The sequence below is a fragment of the Rhodobacter ferrooxidans genome (assembly GCF_000176015.1).
GTDB classification, from domain to species: Bacteria; Pseudomonadota; Alphaproteobacteria; order Rhodobacterales; family Rhodobacteraceae; genus Pseudorhodobacter_B; species Pseudorhodobacter_B ferrooxidans.
On record NZ_ACYY01000017.1, the window covers coordinates 48,786 to 65,572 of the forward strand.

A 16,787-nucleotide genomic window follows, 5' to 3' on the forward strand; every position below is an offset into this window, starting at 1 on the left:
CCGGCCCCCGGCCAGATCGCCGCCGATTGCGGACATCAGACACCTGCTGGCGTGGGTGCGCCGCCTAGACGTTCTGCGGCTTCAGGCCGCGCAGAAAGCGGTCGGTCAGCGTCGGCTCCAGCAACGCCACGCGGCGATAGAAGGTCAGATAGGCCAGCACGGCCATGGCAATGCCGGCCAGGATCAACAGCGGGTCGCGATAAGACAGCAGCGCAAAGAACCCCGACAAAAGCGGCATGGAAAAAACCAGCACCGCCGCCATGGCATTGCGCAACCCCGGCAACCCCAGCCTGCGCGCAGCCACGCGCGCCTGCGAGCGAAACACCAGAGAGTGCAGGTGCAGTCGGTCCGGTCGGCCCGGATGGCTGCCCACGCGCACCATGCGGCGCCAGACCGATACCAGGGTTTCCGTGACCGGATAGATCAGCACGATCAGCCCGATGAGCGGCGAAACCTCGGGATTGCGCTGCGGCAGCGCCACGGCAAAGACCGCCAGCAGAAAGCCCAGCGAATAGGCCCCGGCATCGCCGAGGAACAGCCTTCCAAACGGAAAATTCACCAGGAAGAAACCGGCCACTGCGGCAATGCACAGCACGATGCAGGCCACCAACGCCATGTCGCCTTGCGCGAAAGCAATATACCCCAACACGCCCAGACAGATCATCACTGTCCCGGAGGATAGGCCATTAACGCCATCTATGATGTTGATCGCATTGGCAATTCCGCCGATTGCCACCGCCGTGAACACCGTGGCGACAAGGCCGAATTGCAGTACCGAATCTATCCAGGGCAGATCGACGCCCGAGATGCTGTAACCCGTCCACAACACGAACAGCAGCCCGGAAAGCACCGTGGCAATCAGCCGTTCGCGGGCCGAGACGCGTTTTGTGACGTCTTCGATCAGGCCGGCAGCAAAGGCCGGGATCACCGTCAGGCAGATCGGCCACCACAGCGCTTGCGCCTCGGGTGCCAGCAAAAGCCCGCCAGTTCCAGCCGCCAGCGCGATGCCGACGCCACCTACCCTTGGGGTCGGACGGGAATGTAGCTTTTGCACCCCACCCTGCCCGTCGGTGGTCAGATGGCCGTGGTGGCGTTGCGTCAGGACAATTGCGATACAGGCGAGAAGCGAGACCAGGAACGGCACAAGGCCGGTCAAAAACAACTGCGAGGCCATATTCTACCCGCTTCTTCAGAATGTCGATGGCACTGAAAAGCGCCCTCGATAAGGTCTAATCAACCCTAATAGTTTGTCAACGCCACAAACTCATCCTTAGGGATATATTGTCTGCATGGCGCGTTTTCGATATAAATCTACCTCTGGATGTGGTCATTTGTTAACGCGTGGCGCGCGGAAATTAATATAAGTTAACGAAACGTTAAAAATCCGGCAAGCCCAGAAGCTTTGACTTTGGGCCACAAGGGCCATTGCCACCGGTGCGCGGGACCAAATCAACCGCGTCCGCTTTCCCTTCAAGCCCGAAGGCGGTGTCGCGCTCTCTGCGGAGTTTTCAGAACTGCACCCCTGCAACGGGCCAGACAGGCAACCCGCTTGCCTGCCTCCCCGGGGGGAACAGGCAGGGCCTGTGGCGCGGCCTGCGACAATTCTTCTGTTTGCAGCAGGGAACAGGGAAAGATTTCGGAAACCAGTGGCTGCTAGCCTGACCCGCGACAACTGTGGAGTGACCCGGGATCGTGACGACCATCAAGACGACGAATTCTGCCGCCCGCGTCAGTATCACGGAACCGGGCGAAAGCCCCTTTGCGCTGCACGAGATTTTCTATTCCCGCACCGATGGTCGTGGGGTGATCCGGGCGGGGAACGCGTTGTTCCGCCGGGTTTCGGGGCATGACTGGCCGGGTCTGATCGGGGCGCCGCACAAGATCATCCGCCATCCCGACATGCCCCGCGCCGTGTTCTGGCTGCTGTGGCAGACCATCAAATCCGGGCAGCCGGTGGGGGCCTATGTCAAGAACCTGGCGCGCGATGGCCGCCATTACTGGGTATTCGCGGTGGTTCTGCCATTGCAGGACGGCTATCTTTCGGTGCGCATCAAGCCCTCGGGGCCGCTGTTCGCGCTGATCAAGGCCGAATATGCCGCGTTGCGCAGCCGCGAACAGGCCGAGAGCCTCAGCCCCGAGGCCAGCGCCAATGGGCTGTTGGCCCGACTGACCGAACTGGGATTTTCCGGCTATGGCGATTTCATGGCGCGGGCGCTGGCGCAGGAACTGGCCGCCCGCGACGCGGCCAGCGGTGGTGCGTGCGGCGATCAGTTGCAGCTTCTGCATGGCGTCAGCCAAAGTCTGGTCGCCGCAGCAGGCGAGCAGACCGCCCTGACCGGCGTATTCGAAAGCCTGCAATCGGTGCAGACCAACATCCGCATCGTCGCCGGTCGGCTGGAGCCTGCCGGTGGCCCGATCAGCGCCATTGCCGATAACTACAAGGTCGCATCGGGTGAAATTCTCACGCAATTGCGGGCCTTTGCGGGCGAAAAAGGCAACCTGTGCGACCGCATGGCCCAGGTCGTGACCGACAGCGTGTTCCTGACCGGTTGTGCGTTGGTGCAATCCGAACTGGTGCAGCAGTATCAACGCGAAACCGAACCGCAGGGGCCGAATGATGTCGCGGCCGAAATGGCTGCGTTGCAGAGAATGGAGGTCGAATGTGCCGTCCATGCCCGCGCCGGCCTGACCGAGGCGGTGCGGGTGGCCGACGATCTGGCGCGCAGCAGCGTCAGCCTGAAACGCGTCATCATGGGCCTGGATGCCATTCGCGTGATGGGCAAGGTGGAATGTGGGCGGTTGATGGCGGGCGGAACCAGTCTGGCCACCACCATAGATCAGCTTGACCGCTTTCACGCCGATATCCGCGGGCGGCTGGACGCCATCGCCGCACTGTCCGGTCAAATCCGCATCGGTGCTGCGCGCTTTGCTGGCCGCGCGGCCTGATCGGCGGTAACCCGTGCCGAAAGCGTCAGGATAAGGCGGCGCATTTCACAGCCTGTGGCCCCGGCAAGTGCCCGGCCCGCCCGGCCCGCGAAAGCGTTCGCGGGCGTTCGGGACTGAAAACGCGCCACTGGCGCGTTTTCGCGGCGCCAGGTGCGCCGCCGTCTCTCACCCCTGCAGCGTCCGCACCCCATACCCCTCGCCCCGGGCCTTCATCGCGGCCACCGCGGCAATGCTCGCCGCGGCCGTGGTGAAATAGGGGATCTTGTCCATCAGCGCCACGCGGCGGATGTCGCGGCTGTCGGACACGGCTTGCGTGCCCTCGGTGGTGTTCATCACCAGGGCGATGTCGTTGTTCTTCAGCCGGTCCACGATGTTCGGCCGCCCCTCATAGACCTTGGCGACCGAGGTGGCTGCGATGCCGACCGAGGTCAGCCAGGCGGCGGTGCCGCGGGTGGCGACGATCTCGAACCCCATTGCCACCAGATCGCGGGCGGCGGCTTCCAGGGGCAAGGTCTTGTCCATGTCCTTGACCGACAGGAACACCCGTCCGGTTTCCGGCAGAATGGTCCCGGCCCCCATCTGCGCCTTCAGGAAGGCCAGCGCGAAGGTGCGGTCCCAGCCCATCACCTCGCCGGTGGAGCGCATTTCCGGCCCCAGCACCGGATCGACGCCGGGGAAGCGGGCAAACGGCAGCACCGCCTCCTTGACCGAGAACCACGGTGTGATCGGGTCCGCGAGGGTGTTGGGGTCGGCCAGCGGCAGCGGGCTGTCGGGGCCGACGCCCTGCGCATAGGCGGCACGTTCGGGGAAATTCGACAACGGCTCGCCCGCCATCAGCCGCGCGGCGATCGAGGCGATGGCAGAATCGGTGGCCTTGGCGACAAACGGCACGGTGCGCGAGGCGCGGGGGTTGACCTCCAGCACATAGATCACCCCGTCCTTGATGGCGAATTGCACGTTCATCAGGCCCACCACATGCAGCGCACGGGCCATCTGCACGGTCTGGCGTTTCAGATCGGCGATGGTTTCGGGGCTGAGGGAATGCGGCGGCAGGCAGCAGGCGGAATCGCCCGAATGCACCCCGGCCTCTTCGATATGTTCCATGATTCCCGCCACATGCACGGCATGGCCATCGCACAGCGCATCGACATCCACCTCGATGGCGCCGGAAAGATAGCTGTCCAGCAGCACCGGGCTGTCGCCCGACACCTGCACCGCGGTGCGGATATACCGCTCCAACTGGGCATCGTCGCGCACGATCTCCATCGCCCGGCCGCCCAGCACAAAGCTGGGGCGGATCACCAGCGGGTAGCCCACGTCGGCGGCCACGGCAAAGGCCTCGTCGCGCGAGCGGGCGGTGCCGTTGTGCGGCTGTTTCAGCCCCAGCGATTGCAGAAGGCCCTGAAACCGCTCGCGGTCCTCGGCCAGATCAATCGCATCGGGGGTGGTGCCGAGGATCGGGATGCCCTCGTTGGCCAGCGCCTGCGCCAGCTTCAGCGGCGTCTGGCCGCCGAACTGCACGATCACCCCGTGCAGCGTGCCGTTTTCCTGTTCGACCCGCAGGATCTCCAGCACATGCTCCAGCGTCAGCGGCTCGAAATAGAGGCGGTCCGAGGTGTCATAGTCGGTGGAAACCGTCTCGGGGTTGCAGTTGACCATGATGGTTTCATAGCCCGCCGCGGTCAGCGCATAGCAGGCGTGGCAGCAGCAATAGTCGAATTCGATGCCCTGACCGATGCGGTTGGGGCCGCCGCCAAGGATCACCACCTTTTTGGCCTTCGAAGGCCGGGCTTCACATTCCACCTCGCCCATCACCGGGCTTTCGTAGGTGGAATACATGTAGGGGGTCTGGGCCTCGAACTCGGCGGCACAGGTGTCGATGCGCTTGAATACCGCCTTGACGCCCAGGTTGCGGCGGGCACGGCGGACTTGCGCTTCGTCACGCCCGGTCAGTTTCGCCAGCCTTGCGTCGGTAAAGCCATACATCTTCAGCCGCCGGATGCCATCGGCGGTCAGCGGCAGGCCGCGCTCGCGCACCTCGGCCTCGATGTCGATGATCTCGCGGATGCGGGCCAGAAACCACGGATCAAAGGCGGTGATGGCGTTGATCTCGTCGTTCGACAGACCATGGCGCATGGCCTGGGCAATCACCCGCAGCCGGTCGGGCGTGGCTTTCGACAGCGCATGGGTGATGGCGGCACGGTCGGGGGCACCGTCGATGGCAATCTCGTCAAATCCGGTCAGGCCGGTTTCAAGGCTGGCAAGCGCCTTCTGCATCGATTCGTGGATGGTGCGGCCGATGGCCATCACCTCGCCCACCGATTTCATCGCCGTGGTCAGGTTGTTCTCCGACCCGGGGAATTTCTCGAAGGCGAAACGCGGGATCTTGGTCACCACATAGTCGATCGACGGCTCGAAACTGGCCGGGGTGACCTTGGTGATGTCGTTGTCCAGCTCGTCCAGCGTATAGCCGACTGCCAGCTTGGCCGCGACCTTGGCGATGGGAAAGCCGGTGGCTTTCGACGCCAGCGCCGAGGACCGGCTGACCCGCGGGTTCATCTCGATCACCACCATGCGGCCATCCGCCGGGTTGATCGCCCATTGCACGTTGGAGCCGCCGGTTTCCACGCCGATCTCGCGCAGCACGGCGATACTGCCGTTGCGCATGATCTGGTATTCCTTGTCGGTCAGGGTCAGCGCCGGGGCGACGGTGATGCTGTCGCCGGTATGCACGCCCATCGGATCGACGTTTTCGATGGCGCAGATGATGATTGCGTTGTCGGCGGTGTCACGCACCACCTCCATCTCGAATTCTTTCCAGCCCAGCAGCGATTCGTCGATCAGAACCTGCGCCATCGGCGAGGCTTCCAGACCCGAGCGCACGATGGCCTCGTAATCGTCGCGGTTGTAGGCCACACCGCCGCCGGTGCCGCCAAGCGTGAAGGCCGGGCGGATGATCGCGGGCAGGCCGACGTATTCGATGGCCTCCATCGCCGCGGCGATCCCGGCGTTGATGTCGTATTTGCCCGACGGCAGTTTCGGGCAGGCGATGATGGTGGCCTTGGGGTTTTCAAGGCCGATACGGTCCATCGCCTCGCGGAACAGCTTGCGATCCTCGGCCATTTCGATGGCGGCGCGCTTGGCACCGATCAGCTCCACGCCGAACTTGTCCAGCACGCCCATGTCGGCCAGCGCCAGCGCGGTGTTCAACCCGGTCTGGCCGCCCATGGTGGGCAGCAGCGCGTCGGGGCGTTCCTTCTCGATGATCTTGGCGACAACTTCGGGGGTGATCGGCTCGATATAGGTAGCGTCGGCCAGCCCCGGATCGGTCATGATGGTGGCGGGGTTGGAGTTGACCAGGATCACCCGGTAGCCTTCTTCGCGCAGCGCCTTGCAGGCCTGGGCGCCGGAATAGTCAAACTCGCAGGCCTGACCGATGATGATGGGGCCGGCACCGATGATCATGATGGATTTGATGTCGGTTCTTTTTGGCATATCGGCCCCCAATGCGCAAATTCCGCTGGGTTATAGACACCTGCCGGGGCGGCGCAAGTCTTAAGCGGCTTATCCCCAGCCGAGGCTTGCGGCAGAAAAAAACCGCCGGTCGGCACAAGGGCGCGACCGGCGGCAAGGTGGTGCGCAAGGGACGCGCGTCGTGAACTCAGTCGTCGTCAAACATGCCGCTCGCGGCACCGCGGTGGCAGGCCACGCAGTTCGAGAGGCTGCCGATCTTCGGGTTGGCTTCGGCCTTGGCCAGCAGGCGCTTGCCATGTTCATGGGTGAACCAGCGCATTTCGGTGATGCGCAGCGGTGGGTTGGCGGCATCGACGCCGGGCATCTGCATGGCGTTGGCCACCAGATAGCCGCGGATCGATTCGGCGGTGGCAGCCTCAACGGTCGCATCTTCGCCGAAGTGGTTTTTCAGATCGCCCATGATGGCGTTCCAGGATTCCGGCGGCAGCAGTTGCGGCGGAAACACCATGTGGCAGCCCGAACATTCGGCCTGGGTGGCGGCATGTTGCACCGCGCCCCAGCCGCCGCCTTCGCCACCCTCGCCTTCGTCATTGTCAGCGAATACCGCCGGGGCGAACAGCAAGGCACTGGTGGCGGCCAGCGCCAGGATCAGTCGTGACATCAAGAAATACCTCCCGTTTATTGGTTCAGATCGACTTCAGATACTCCAGCACATCGGCCTTTTCGGTGGCGGTGCAGTCGCGGCCCAGCACCGAATTGCAGTTGCGGCCGAACCATTTTTCCACCTTGGCCGGGTCGGTAAAGCGGTCGGGCTGCACCGAAACCGCCATCGGGTCGATGGCCTTGCCGGCGCGGGTCTGCCCGGCCTTGGTGGGGTCGTTGGTGTGGCAGGTGGTGCAGGACGGCGTGTCGGGCTTGCCGCCAGAGTGGTTGGCCATCCAGAACGCCTTGCCCGCGGCGGCATCGGCGGCAGCCAGCGAGGGCGCCAGCAGGCCAAGCGCAACAACAACGGCGGTGGTCAGGGTGATGCGGGACATCGGCAAGCTTCCTTTTGCAGTGGATCAGGGTTGGGCGGCGGCCTCGTGCGGCACGTCGATGGCCGCGGGGTAGAACCAGCCGCTGGCGGCGTCGGTGTGGCAGGCGGCGCAATTGGCGCGGCTTTTCACGGCGGCGGATTTGAACAGCGCCTCGGGCAGATCGTCATGGATGCGCTGCCAGCGGCTGGTGCTGGTGATCTCGGCCGGGCTGTCGGGGTTGACGGCGGCAAACATGTGCGCGGGCTTGGTATCGACGGTCTCGGCGGCATTTGCCACCAGCCAGGCGGTGATTTCGTCCACCGTTGCCGGATCGAGGCTGGCATCCTCGCCAAAGTGATCGTCCAGCGTGGTCATCAGGCCTTGCCAGCTTGCGGCGGGCAGCAGGCTGGGGTGATAGAGCATGTGGCAATCGACGCAGGCCGCGGCATAGGTCGTGCCTGCCATCTGCACCGGCGGATTCGGGATCGGGCGCTGCATGGCACTGGCCCCCAGCCAGCCGATGCCGCCGACAAACAGCGTCACCAGCAGCAGCGTCAGCACCGGGCGCGGCGTGCCGGACCCGTGCAATTCGGCATCGCCCTTTTCCTTGCGGCCAGTGACCATGGCGCGCACCAGATTCTCGCGTGTGCGCAGGCTTTCGAACACCGCCCCCGCCACATGCAGCACCACCAGCGCCAACAGGCCGTAAGCGGCGATCTCGTGCAACTCGCGCATCGGCATTGCGGCATCAAAGCTGATCAGCGCCTTGGCCGGCCCCGCTTTGAACACCCCGCCCAGCAGCAGCCCGCCGCTGACCACAACCGCGGCCATCACCGCCAGCAGCGCCAGAATCATGTAGCCGCCCAAGGGGTTATGCCCCAGATGCCGCCCGGCATGGCCGGCGCGCAACTCGGCCACATGCTCGCGCAGCGCTGCAGGCCCGACGATGAAACTGGCAAACCGCGCGGTGGCGCTGCCGGTTACACCCCAGATCAACCGGATCAGCAGCAGCGCCCCCAGCGCCGTGCCTACCACCACATGCGGCGTGATCCAGCGGCTACCCAGCACCAGACCGGTCAGCGCGGCAAAGGCCACGGCGGCGACAAAGCTCCAGTGCAGCAGACGCACCAGCGGATCCCAGACCCGGATGGTGGCGGTGACATCATTGGAACGGGTTGCGGCTTTTGAGTTCATGGCCCATTCAGGGGGCGCGAACCTTACGCCAAGCTGAACACCCAACCGGGCGCGGCGGGGTGCGGCAAATTGGCCCGGAACGGCAAGGGAGAGACGGCGCGTGATCCTGTGCGAGAATGGCCCCGACGGTAGCCCTGTGCTGTTCGCCAGCCCGCGCGACGTGGTGCTGGCCGATACGGCGGATCAGGTCGCCCCGGCCCTTGCGCGGCTGGATGAAGCGCGGGCGGCGGGGCACTGGATCGCCGGTTATGCGACATATGAGGCGGGCTATGCTCTGGAACCCAAGCTGACGGCGCTGCTGCCCGAGGGCCGCGACGGGCCGCTCTTGGCCTTCGGCATCTTCGACGCGCCGCAGGCGGCCACCGACGTGCTGGCCCAGGCGCAGGCGCAAGCCGGGGGGGTGCGGCTGGCGGCCTTGCAGCCGCTGATCAGCCGCAGCGACTATGCGGCGGCCTTCGCGCGCGTGGCGGGGTATATCGCGGCGGGCGATTGCTATCAGGTCAACCTGACCTTTCCGATCAGCACCCGGCTGTCGGGCAGCGCACTTGGGCTTTACGGCGCCTTGCGGGCGCGGCAGGCGGTGCGGCACGGCGCGTTCTGCGATCTTGGCGCCGGGCCGGTGGTGATCTCGCGCAGCCCGGAGTTGTTCTTTGCGGTCGATGCTGCGGGCCGGATTTCCGCCCGGCCGATGAAAGGCACCGCCCCGCGCAATGCCGATCCGGTGGTGGACGCCGAACTGGCCGAGGAGCTTTTCCGATCCGAAAAGACCCGGGCGGAAAACCTGATGATCGTGGACCTGTTGCGCAACGACATCGCGCGGATTTCGCAGATAGGCTCGGTGCGGGTGCCGGAACTGTTCGCCATCGAAAGCTATGCAACGCTGCACCAGATGGCCTCGCTGGTGGTGGGGCAACTGGCGGGTGCGCCGGGGCTGGCCGGGCTGATGGCGGCGCTGTTGCCGTGCGGGTCGATTACCGGGGCGCCGAAGATCAGGGCGATGCAGATCATCCGCGAGGTGGAACCGCATCCGCGCGGGGTCTATTGTGGGGCGATCGGCTGGATGGCGCCGGACGGGCAGGCGGCGTTCAACGTGGCAATCCGCACGCTGCGGCTGTTTTCGGATGGCCGGGTGGTGCTGAACGTCGGCGGCGGCGTGGTCTACGACAGCACCGCCGATGGGGAATGGGAGGAGGCGCTGTGGAAAGCCCGATTTGCCCAAGGCCTGAGCCGGGGCTGACGCTGATCGAGACGCTGGGCTGGGACGGCGCGGGCTTTCCCCGGTTGGACCGGCATCTGGCACGGCTGGCGCGCTCGGCGGCGCTGCTGGGCTGGACCTGCGACCCGGATGCCGCCCGCCTGGCCCTGCAATCGGCGGCACCCGATCCCCCCGCCCGGATGCGCCTGACCCTCGATGCCACCGGACAGATCACGGTCACCGCCAGCGCGCTACCCGCTGCGCTGCCGCTGTGGAAGATCGGCCTTGCCCCGCAGCGCCTGACCGCCTCCGACCCCTGGCTGCGGCTGAAATCCAGCCACCGCCTGGCTTATGACGCCGCCCGTGCAGCATTGCCTGCCGGGCTGGACGAGGTGATCCTGCTGAACGAACGCGACGAGGTTTGCGACGGCAGCATCACCACCATCTTCTTCGACGCAGGCCAGGGCCTCTGCACCCCGCCGCAAAGCTGCGGCCTGCTGCCGGGCGTCCTGCGCGAAGAACTGCTGCAAACCGGCCAGGCCCGCGAGGCGGTGCTGATGGTGCAAGACCTGTCATCGGTCAAACTCTGGGTCGGCAACTCCCTGCGCGGGCTGAGCGCCGCCAAATGGCTCGGCTGAGGCTTTCATCTGTTCTCAAATATCCCCGCCGGAGGCACCCGCCGCCAGCGCAGGAGCTCCGCGGGGGATATTTGAGAACAGATGAAGCACCACGCACCGGGCGCGGCCTTGACTTCGCGTCTTGGCCGGGGTGTATCGGCGCCAACGGAATTGAAGCCTCGGGAAGGGGAGCGTGATGCACGCCTATCGCAGCCATACTTGTGCCGGTCTGAACAGCAGTCATGTCGGCCAGGATGTCCGGCTTTCCGGCTGGGTGCATCGGGTGCGCGACCATGGCGGGGTGCTGTTCATCGACCTGCGCGACCATTACGGCATCACCCAGGTGATCGCCGATGCCGACAGTGCCGCCTTTGCCGGGCTGAACACGGTGCGGGCCGAATGGGTGATCCGCATCGACGGGGTGGTGAAGGGGCGGGATGCGTCGCTGGTGAACCCGAAGCTGCCGACCGGCGAGATCGAGGTTTATGCGAAAGCCTTCACCGTGCTGGGGGCGGCGGATGAATTGCCGATGCCGGTGTTCGGCGAGGTCGATTACCCCGAGGAAACCCGGCTGACCTACCGCTTCCTCGACCTGCGGCGCGACAAGCTGCATGGCAACATGATGCTGCGTTCCAACGTGGTGCGCTCGATGCGGCAGCGGATGTGGGATCAGGGCTTTACCGAGTTCCAGACCCCGATCATCACCGCCTCCAGCCCCGAAGGCGCGCGCGACTTTCTGGTGCCGAGCCGGCTGCATCCGGGCAAGTTCTACGCCCTGCCGCAGGCGCCGCAGCAGTTCAAGCAGTTGATCATGGTGGCGGGGTTCGACCGCTATTTCCAGATCGCCCCCTGCTTCCGCGACGAAGACCCGCGCGCCGACCGCTCGCCCACCGACTTCTACCAGCTTGATCTGGAGATGAGTTTCGTCGAGCAGGCCGATGTGTTCGCCGCCGTGCAGCCGGTGGTGCAGGGGATTTTCGAGGAGTTCGCTCCCGACAAAACCGTCTATGCCGACTGGCCGCTGATCGCCTATCGCGACAGTTTGAAATGGTATGGCAGCGACAAACCCGACCTGCGCAACCCGATCCGCATGCAGGACGTGAGCGAGCATTTCCGCGGCTCGGGCTTTGCGATCTTCGCCAAGCTGCTGGAGAACGACGGCACCGAGGTGCGGGCGATTCCGGCACCGACCGGGGGCAGCCGCAAGTTCTGCGACCGGATGAACGCCTTTGCCCAGAAGGAAGGGCTGCCGGGGATGGGGTATATCCTGTGGCGCAATGCCGAGGATGGCTCGGGTATGGAAGCCGCAGGGCCGCTGGCCAAGAACATCGGGCCGGAGCGGACGGAGGCGATCCGGCAGCAGCTTGGCCTTGGCCTGGGCGATGCCGCGTTCTTCCTTGGTGGCAAGCCGGAGCAATTCGAAGCCGTCGCGGGGCGGGCGCGCAACGAGATCGGGCGGGAACTCGGGTTGACCGAGGAAAACTGCTTCAAATTTGCCTGGATCGTCGATTTCCCGATGTATGAGAAAACCGACGAGGGCAAGATCGACTTCAGCCACAACCCGTTCTCGATGCCGCAGGGCGGGCTTGAGGCGCTGATGGGCGATCCGTTGGAAGTCTATGCTTATCAATATGATCTGGCCTGCAACGGCTATGAGTTGATCTCGGGCGGCATCCGCAACCACAAGCCCGAGATCATGTTCAAGGCGTTTGAACTGGCGGGTTATCCGGCGTCGGAGGTGGAGAAACGCTTTGGCGGCATGGTCAAGGCCTTCCGCTATGGCGCGCCGCCGCACGGCGGTTGTGCCGCCGGGATCGACCGTATCGTGATGCTGCTGGCCGACGAGGCCAACATCCGCGAGGTGATCATGTTCCCGATGAACCAGCGCGCCGAAGACCTGCTGATGGGGGCGCCTTCCGAGCCGCTGAGTGCGCAGTTGCGCGAGTTGTCGTTGCGGGTGGTGGCGAAGGACTGACGTAATGGCCGGGGAAAAGCGGTTTGGCGCGGCGGTGCCGGGGTTCGTGGTGCCAAAGCGCCCCGACGGCGGGCCGTTGCAGGGGCGGCATGTGCGGCTGGAAAAGCTGGACGCCGATGCCCATGCCGCCGATCTGCACCGCGCGTTTCGGGCGGATGACGCGATCTGGGACTATCTGCCTTACGGGCCGTTCAGTTCCGCCTCGGCCTATCACCGCTGGGTGAAGGATACAGCAACCGGGCCGGACCCGGTATTTCATGCGCTGCGCGATCTGGCCACGGGCCATGTGGCGGGGGTGGCCAGCTACCTGCGCATCACGCCGGAGGCGGGCAGCATCGAGGTCGGGCATATCTGTCTGGCCCCCGAGATGCAGCGCAGCATTGCCGCGACCGAGGCGATGTTTCTGATGATGCAATGGGCGTTCGAGGCGGGCTATCGGCGCTATGAGTGGAAATGCGACGCGTTGAATTTGCCCTCGCGGCGGGCGGCGCAGCGGCTTGGATTCTCGTATGAGGGGATTTTCCGCCAGGCCACCATCGTCAAGGGCCGCAACCGCGATACCGCCTGGTTTGCGGTGATTGATGCCGAATGGCCGGGGTTGCGCGAGGCCTATCAGGCCTGGCTTTCGCCCGCCAATTTCGATGCGGCGGGGCGGCAACGCGAACGGCTGGGCGATCTGACCGGGTTGGTGCGGGCGGGGTCGGACCCGGATCAGTAGGGTTCGGGCTTGCGGCAGGGGTTGTGGCCCGGATGCAGGCTGCGGTTGGCTGGCAGCGGCGATGGCTGCGGGGCCGGTGCCTCCGGCGGGGATATTTTCGCAGAGAAGAATGCGAAGGGCTGGCCTTGGTCGGGCTTTGTTCGGGCATTTCTGGCGGCGGTGTTTGTCGTAAAGGCTGGCGCCTCCGGCGGGGATATTTCGGCAAAGGTGAAGCCACGGGGGCGGTGGGGTCAGCCGCTGGGAGCGATCAGGGCGGCGGGGCGTTGGGCGAGTTTGGCGCTCACAAGACCTGCAAGGGTTTGCAGGCCCTGCGGGTCACGCCAGCGACTGGCCGCCTGTTCAAGTGCTGTGTCATGTGCAGAGCGGGCAAGGCCGCTGACAAAACCTGCCAGATACTGCGCGGTTTTCGGGTCGGGTCCGGGACTTTGCAGATTGGCGGCCAGCAGGTTGGCGGCGCGGGCCAGATCGTCATGCAGCGCCAGCGGGTCGGGGGCGGGGCAATCGTCGGCAAGGCCGGGCAGGTTGGCCAGTTCGGCGCGGTCGGGCAGATGCCGCAGCACCGCGCGCTGAAACGCCGCCAGGCTTTCCAGTGGTTTTTCCAGAAAGCCTGCGGCCCCGGCGGACAGGCAGGCAGCGCGTCCGCCCGGATCGCCGCTGGTGCCCAGAATCACCGGGATGCGCGGCATCCGCAGCGCCGCCTCGCGGATCAGCGCCTCGCCGCGGCCATCGGGCAGGCCAAGATCGACGATCAGCACTTCGGGGCGATAGACCTTCAGATGTGCCCGCGCCGCGCGCAGGGTCTCGGTTCGCCGCAAACGCGCGCCCGAGCGTTGGCAAAACAGGCGCAGCGCGTCGCAGGCAAAACGGCTGTCCTCGACCACCAGAAAGGTCAGCCCGTGCAGCGGCAGAGTGCGGCGCGGGTCATCGGCCAGTGCCGAGGGCGGCAGGAACAGCGGTGGCAGGTCAGGACCGGGGGGCAGGGGCATGGCAGGCTCCGTTGGCAGCAGGGCGTGTCGGAAGAGGAACATCAAATTGCCTAAGGTCAGGTAAACGCCGGGCTGCGCGCTGTGAAAATCCCGGCTGCGGCGGTGCAGACCTTGCCAAGCCCGGCGGATCGCCCGCATATGCGGCGAAACAGCATGAAGGAGCGCGCGATGATCGGACGGTTGAACCATGTGGCGATTGCGGTGCCGGATCTGGCGGCGGCAATTGCGCAATATGCGGACACCTTGGGTGCCTCGGTCGGCGCGCCGCAGGACGAGCCTGCGCATGGCGTGACGGTGGTGTTCATCACCCTGCCCAACACCAAGATCGAATTGCTGTATCCGCTGGGGGAAAACTCGCCGATCGCAGGCTTTCTGGAAAAGAACCCGGCGGGGGGCATCCACCACATCTGCTATGAGGTGGAGGATATTCTGGCGGCGCGCGACCGGCTGAAGGCGGCAGGCGCGCGGGTGCTGGGCACTGGCGAACCGAAGATCGGCGCGCATGGCAAGCCGGTGCTGTTCCTGCATCCCAAGGATTTTCAGGGCTGTCTGGTGGAACTGGAACAGGTTTAGGCCTCAGCCGCCCCGGTTCAGTCGCTGGAACAGGTGGGTGAAGGTGGCCACCCCCAGCACCGGAACGATCAGGTTGACCAGCGGCACCGACAAGGGCGCGGCCATCAGGCTGCCCGCAATCCATATCTGCACCCAGTGGCGGCGGCGCAAGGATGCCGCCCCGCTGCGGCCAAGGCGGCGCATGGCCACAAGGGTGAAATACTCGCGGCCCAGCAGAAGGCCGTTCACCCCCCAGAACAGCAGCGGCGCCAAGGGGCCGGCAAAGGGATAAAGCAGCAGCGCCAGCAGGTTGATCCCCACCAGCACCCCGAAAAACCCGGCGCTGTCGATCAGCGCATCGGTGAAGCGCGGCCTTGGGATCGCGGGCAGGCCGGGGTAATGCCGCGCCTCGACCGCGCGCACCACATCCTCCAGAAAGAAGCCGGTGAACATCGCGGCCACCGGCATCATCATGAAGATCGACAGGCCCAGCACCAGCAGAGCCGAGCCCCAGGACAGCAGGGTATCAAAGCCGCTGACCGGGCCGAACCAGGGCAGGGTCAGGGTGTCGGGAAAGAACATCTGGATGCCGCCGACGAACACCGCGTAGATCGCGGCGAGCAGGGCAAGGCTGAGGCCCAGCCCAGCCAGCACCACCCGGCGGAACCGCGCATCGTCCAGTTGTGCCAGGGCGCGCAGGAAATCGGCCAGCATCATGCGCTGGCCCAGGTGATCAGGCTGGCAAGGTCGGGACGCGGCCGGTCGGGCGGGGCGGCGGTCTCGCTGCCGATATGGATGAAACCGGCCACGGTTTCCTGCGGCGCCAGGCCCAGGCCCTCGGTTACAAAGCCGCGGTCATGCGCGGGCCAGCCGGTCAGCCAGCAGGCCCCCCAGCCCGAGGCGAGGGCCGCGTTCAGCAGCGCCAGACTGACGGCCCCTGCCGATAGCAGCTGCTCGGTCTGCGGCACCTTGTCGGAGGGTTTGGGGCTGGCGACCACCACCACCGCCAGATTGCCCTGCGCGAACTGGCCCACCCCTTTGCCGGCCTGACTCTCGTCCAGCCCCAGGGCCTCGGCACGGGTCTGCGCCAAGGCCGCCAGCCGCTGCAGCGCCGGGCGTTCCAGCACGATGAAGCGCCAGGGCTCCAGCTTGCCGTGGTCGGGGCTGCGGGCGGCGGCGGTCAGGATCGGGGTCAACTGATCGCGGTCGGGCACCGGCAGGGCAAGCGTCTTGGCCGGGCGCGAGCGGCGGGTCAGCAGAAACTCAAGGGCGGCGGGGTTGGCGGCAAGCGGTTCGGGCATGAAGGCCTCCTGTGGTTGCCCCCGGTGTGCTGGACCAGCAGGGCAAGGTCAAGGTGGCGGTGCTGTGCGCAACCGCGCGCGGGGGGCTTTCGCGGCGGGCGCGGGTTCGCTATCAGGGGGCGTTCAGACGGAGAAGCCTGATGTCGCAATTCTCAAGACGTGCCGCCCTTGGCCTGTTGCTGGTTGCTGTGGCGGGCTGCGGCCGACGGCGGCACCGCGACGATGCCCCGGCCTCGCGCGGCGATCTTTACCCCAACGAGACGCCGGAACTGCGCCGCCTGATCGAGCATTACGCCCGGCACTATGATGTGCCTGTCGATCTGGTGCAGCGTATCGTGATCCGCGAAAGTCGCCACATTCCGGGGGCGCGCAACGGCCCCTATTACGGGCTGATGCAGATCCTGCCGCAGACCGCTGGAACCATGGGCTATCGCGGCGCGCCCGAGGGGTTGCTGGATGCCGAGACCAACCTGAAATATGGCGTGAAATACCTGCGCGGGGCCTGGATGGTGGCGGACGGCAGCCGCGACCGGGCGGTGAAGTGGTATGCCAATGGCTACTATTACGAAGCCAAGCGGCGCGGGTTGCTGCGGGAAACCGGGCTGCGCAGCTGAATGTCACGGCATGAACTTGCGCATCTGGCGCTGCCCGGTGCCGATTTCGCAGTGCGGGTGACGCCGAAAGCCTCGCGCAATGCCGTGGTGGTCGAGGAAGGCGCGATCCGGGTCTATGTGACCTGCGTGCCCGAGGACGGCAAGGCCACCCGCGAAGTGGTGGCGCTGCTGGCCAAGGCGCTGGGCGTTGCCAAGACCC

Annotated in this window: 16 protein-coding genes; 8 read left to right on the top strand and 8 right to left on the bottom strand. The window is 65.8% G+C overall.

Annotation, left to right across the window (positions count from 1 at the left end; all coding sequences use genetic code 11):
* Positions 1–64 precede the first annotated feature (64 nt).
* Positions 65–1,174, bottom strand: coding sequence for an MraY family glycosyltransferase (locus tag RSW2DRAFT_RS12580; RefSeq protein WP_008031542.1), 1,110 nt, complete (start codon positions 1,172–1,174; stop codon positions 65–67).
* Between the two features lie 518 nt (positions 1,175–1,692).
* Here RSW2DRAFT_RS12580 and RSW2DRAFT_RS12585 point away from each other — a divergent pair.
* The gene (locus RSW2DRAFT_RS12585) at positions 1,693–2,946 is read left to right on the top strand and encodes a PAS domain-containing protein (RefSeq protein ID WP_008031543.1); all 1,254 of its coding nucleotides are present in this window, start codon (positions 1,693–1,695) and stop codon (positions 2,944–2,946) included.
* Positions 2,947–3,111: 165 nt separating this feature from the next.
* On the opposite strand, the gene carB is transcribed toward RSW2DRAFT_RS12585, so the two are convergent.
* The 4 genes from carB to RSW2DRAFT_RS12605 all read right to left on the bottom strand — a co-directional run bounded on the left by carB (position 3,112) and on the right by RSW2DRAFT_RS12605 (position 8,630).
* A complete protein-coding gene (gene carB, locus RSW2DRAFT_RS12590) occupies positions 3,112–6,441 on the bottom strand; it encodes a carbamoyl-phosphate synthase large subunit (RefSeq protein WP_008031544.1) in 3,330 nt (1,109 codons plus the stop codon).
* Between the two features lie 166 nt (positions 6,442–6,607).
* A complete protein-coding gene (locus RSW2DRAFT_RS12595) occupies positions 6,608–7,081 on the bottom strand; it encodes a diheme cytochrome c (RefSeq protein WP_008031545.1) in 474 nt (157 codons plus the stop codon).
* Between the two features lie 25 nt (positions 7,082–7,106).
* The gene (locus RSW2DRAFT_RS12600) at positions 7,107–7,457 is read right to left on the bottom strand and encodes a DUF1924 domain-containing protein (RefSeq protein WP_008031546.1); all 351 of its coding nucleotides are present in this window, start codon (positions 7,455–7,457) and stop codon (positions 7,107–7,109) included.
* Positions 7,458–7,481: 24 nt separating this feature from the next.
* A complete protein-coding gene (locus RSW2DRAFT_RS12605; RefSeq protein ID WP_008031547.1) occupies positions 7,482–8,630 on the bottom strand; it encodes a cytochrome b/b6 domain-containing protein in 1,149 nt (382 codons plus the stop codon).
* Between the two features lie 100 nt (positions 8,631–8,730).
* Between RSW2DRAFT_RS12605 and RSW2DRAFT_RS12610 the strand changes: the two genes are divergently transcribed.
* From RSW2DRAFT_RS12610 to RSW2DRAFT_RS12625, 4 genes are all read left to right on the top strand, one after another.
* Positions 8,731–9,867 (top strand): aminodeoxychorismate synthase component I, encoded by a 1,137-nt coding sequence (locus RSW2DRAFT_RS12610; protein WP_008031548.1) that lies wholly within the window; start codon positions 8,731–8,733, stop codon positions 9,865–9,867.
* The gene (locus RSW2DRAFT_RS12615) at positions 9,828–10,463 is read left to right on the top strand and encodes an aminotransferase class IV family protein (RefSeq protein ID WP_008031549.1); all 636 of its coding nucleotides are present in this window, start codon (positions 9,828–9,830) and stop codon (positions 10,461–10,463) included. The genes RSW2DRAFT_RS12610 and RSW2DRAFT_RS12615 overlap by 40 nt, the downstream gene beginning before the upstream one ends.
* A 175-nt stretch (positions 10,464–10,638) precedes the next feature.
* Positions 10,639–12,417, top strand: coding sequence for an aspartate--tRNA ligase (gene aspS / locus RSW2DRAFT_RS12620; protein ID WP_008031550.1), 1,779 nt, complete (start codon positions 10,639–10,641; stop codon positions 12,415–12,417).
* Between the two features lie 4 nt (positions 12,418–12,421).
* A complete protein-coding gene (locus RSW2DRAFT_RS12625; RefSeq protein WP_008031551.1) occupies positions 12,422–13,135 on the top strand; it encodes a GNAT family N-acetyltransferase in 714 nt (237 codons plus the stop codon).
* A 230-nt stretch (positions 13,136–13,365) separates the two neighbouring features.
* Here the strand turns inward: RSW2DRAFT_RS12625 and RSW2DRAFT_RS12630 are convergent, their stop codons facing one another.
* The gene (locus RSW2DRAFT_RS12630; protein WP_008031553.1) at positions 13,366–14,121 is read right to left on the bottom strand and encodes a response regulator; all 756 of its coding nucleotides are present in this window, start codon (positions 14,119–14,121) and stop codon (positions 13,366–13,368) included.
* A gap of 168 nt (positions 14,122–14,289) precedes the next feature.
* Between RSW2DRAFT_RS12630 and mce the strand changes: the two genes are divergently transcribed.
* Entirely contained in the window at positions 14,290–14,694 is a 405-nt protein-coding gene (gene mce, locus RSW2DRAFT_RS12635) for a methylmalonyl-CoA epimerase (RefSeq protein WP_008031555.1), read from the top strand.
* A 3-nt stretch (positions 14,695–14,697) separates the two neighbouring features.
* Here mce and RSW2DRAFT_RS12640 read toward each other — a convergent pair whose 3' ends face one another.
* Together RSW2DRAFT_RS12640 and RSW2DRAFT_RS12645 are read right to left on the bottom strand one after the other, a co-directional pair.
* The gene (locus RSW2DRAFT_RS12640) at positions 14,698–15,387 is read right to left on the bottom strand and encodes an EI24 domain-containing protein (protein WP_040672179.1); all 690 of its coding nucleotides are present in this window, start codon (positions 15,385–15,387) and stop codon (positions 14,698–14,700) included.
* Positions 15,387–15,974 carry a nitroreductase family protein gene (locus RSW2DRAFT_RS12645; protein ID WP_008031558.1) on the bottom strand — a complete coding sequence of 196 codons (588 nt, stop codon included), beginning with the start codon at positions 15,972–15,974 and terminating at the stop codon, positions 15,387–15,389. Before RSW2DRAFT_RS12645 ends, RSW2DRAFT_RS12640 begins: the two co-directional genes overlap by 1 nt.
* Before the next feature lie 140 nt (positions 15,975–16,114).
* Here RSW2DRAFT_RS12645 and RSW2DRAFT_RS12650 point away from each other — a divergent pair, with 140 nt between their 5' ends.
* Together RSW2DRAFT_RS12650 and RSW2DRAFT_RS12655 are read left to right on the top strand one after the other, a co-directional pair.
* A complete protein-coding gene (locus RSW2DRAFT_RS12650) occupies positions 16,115–16,588 on the top strand; it encodes a lytic transglycosylase domain-containing protein (protein ID WP_040672180.1) in 474 nt (157 codons plus the stop codon).
* Positions 16,589–16,787 (top strand): DUF167 domain-containing protein (locus tag RSW2DRAFT_RS12655; protein ID WP_008031562.1); only part of this gene is annotated, 199 nt, incomplete at its 3' end.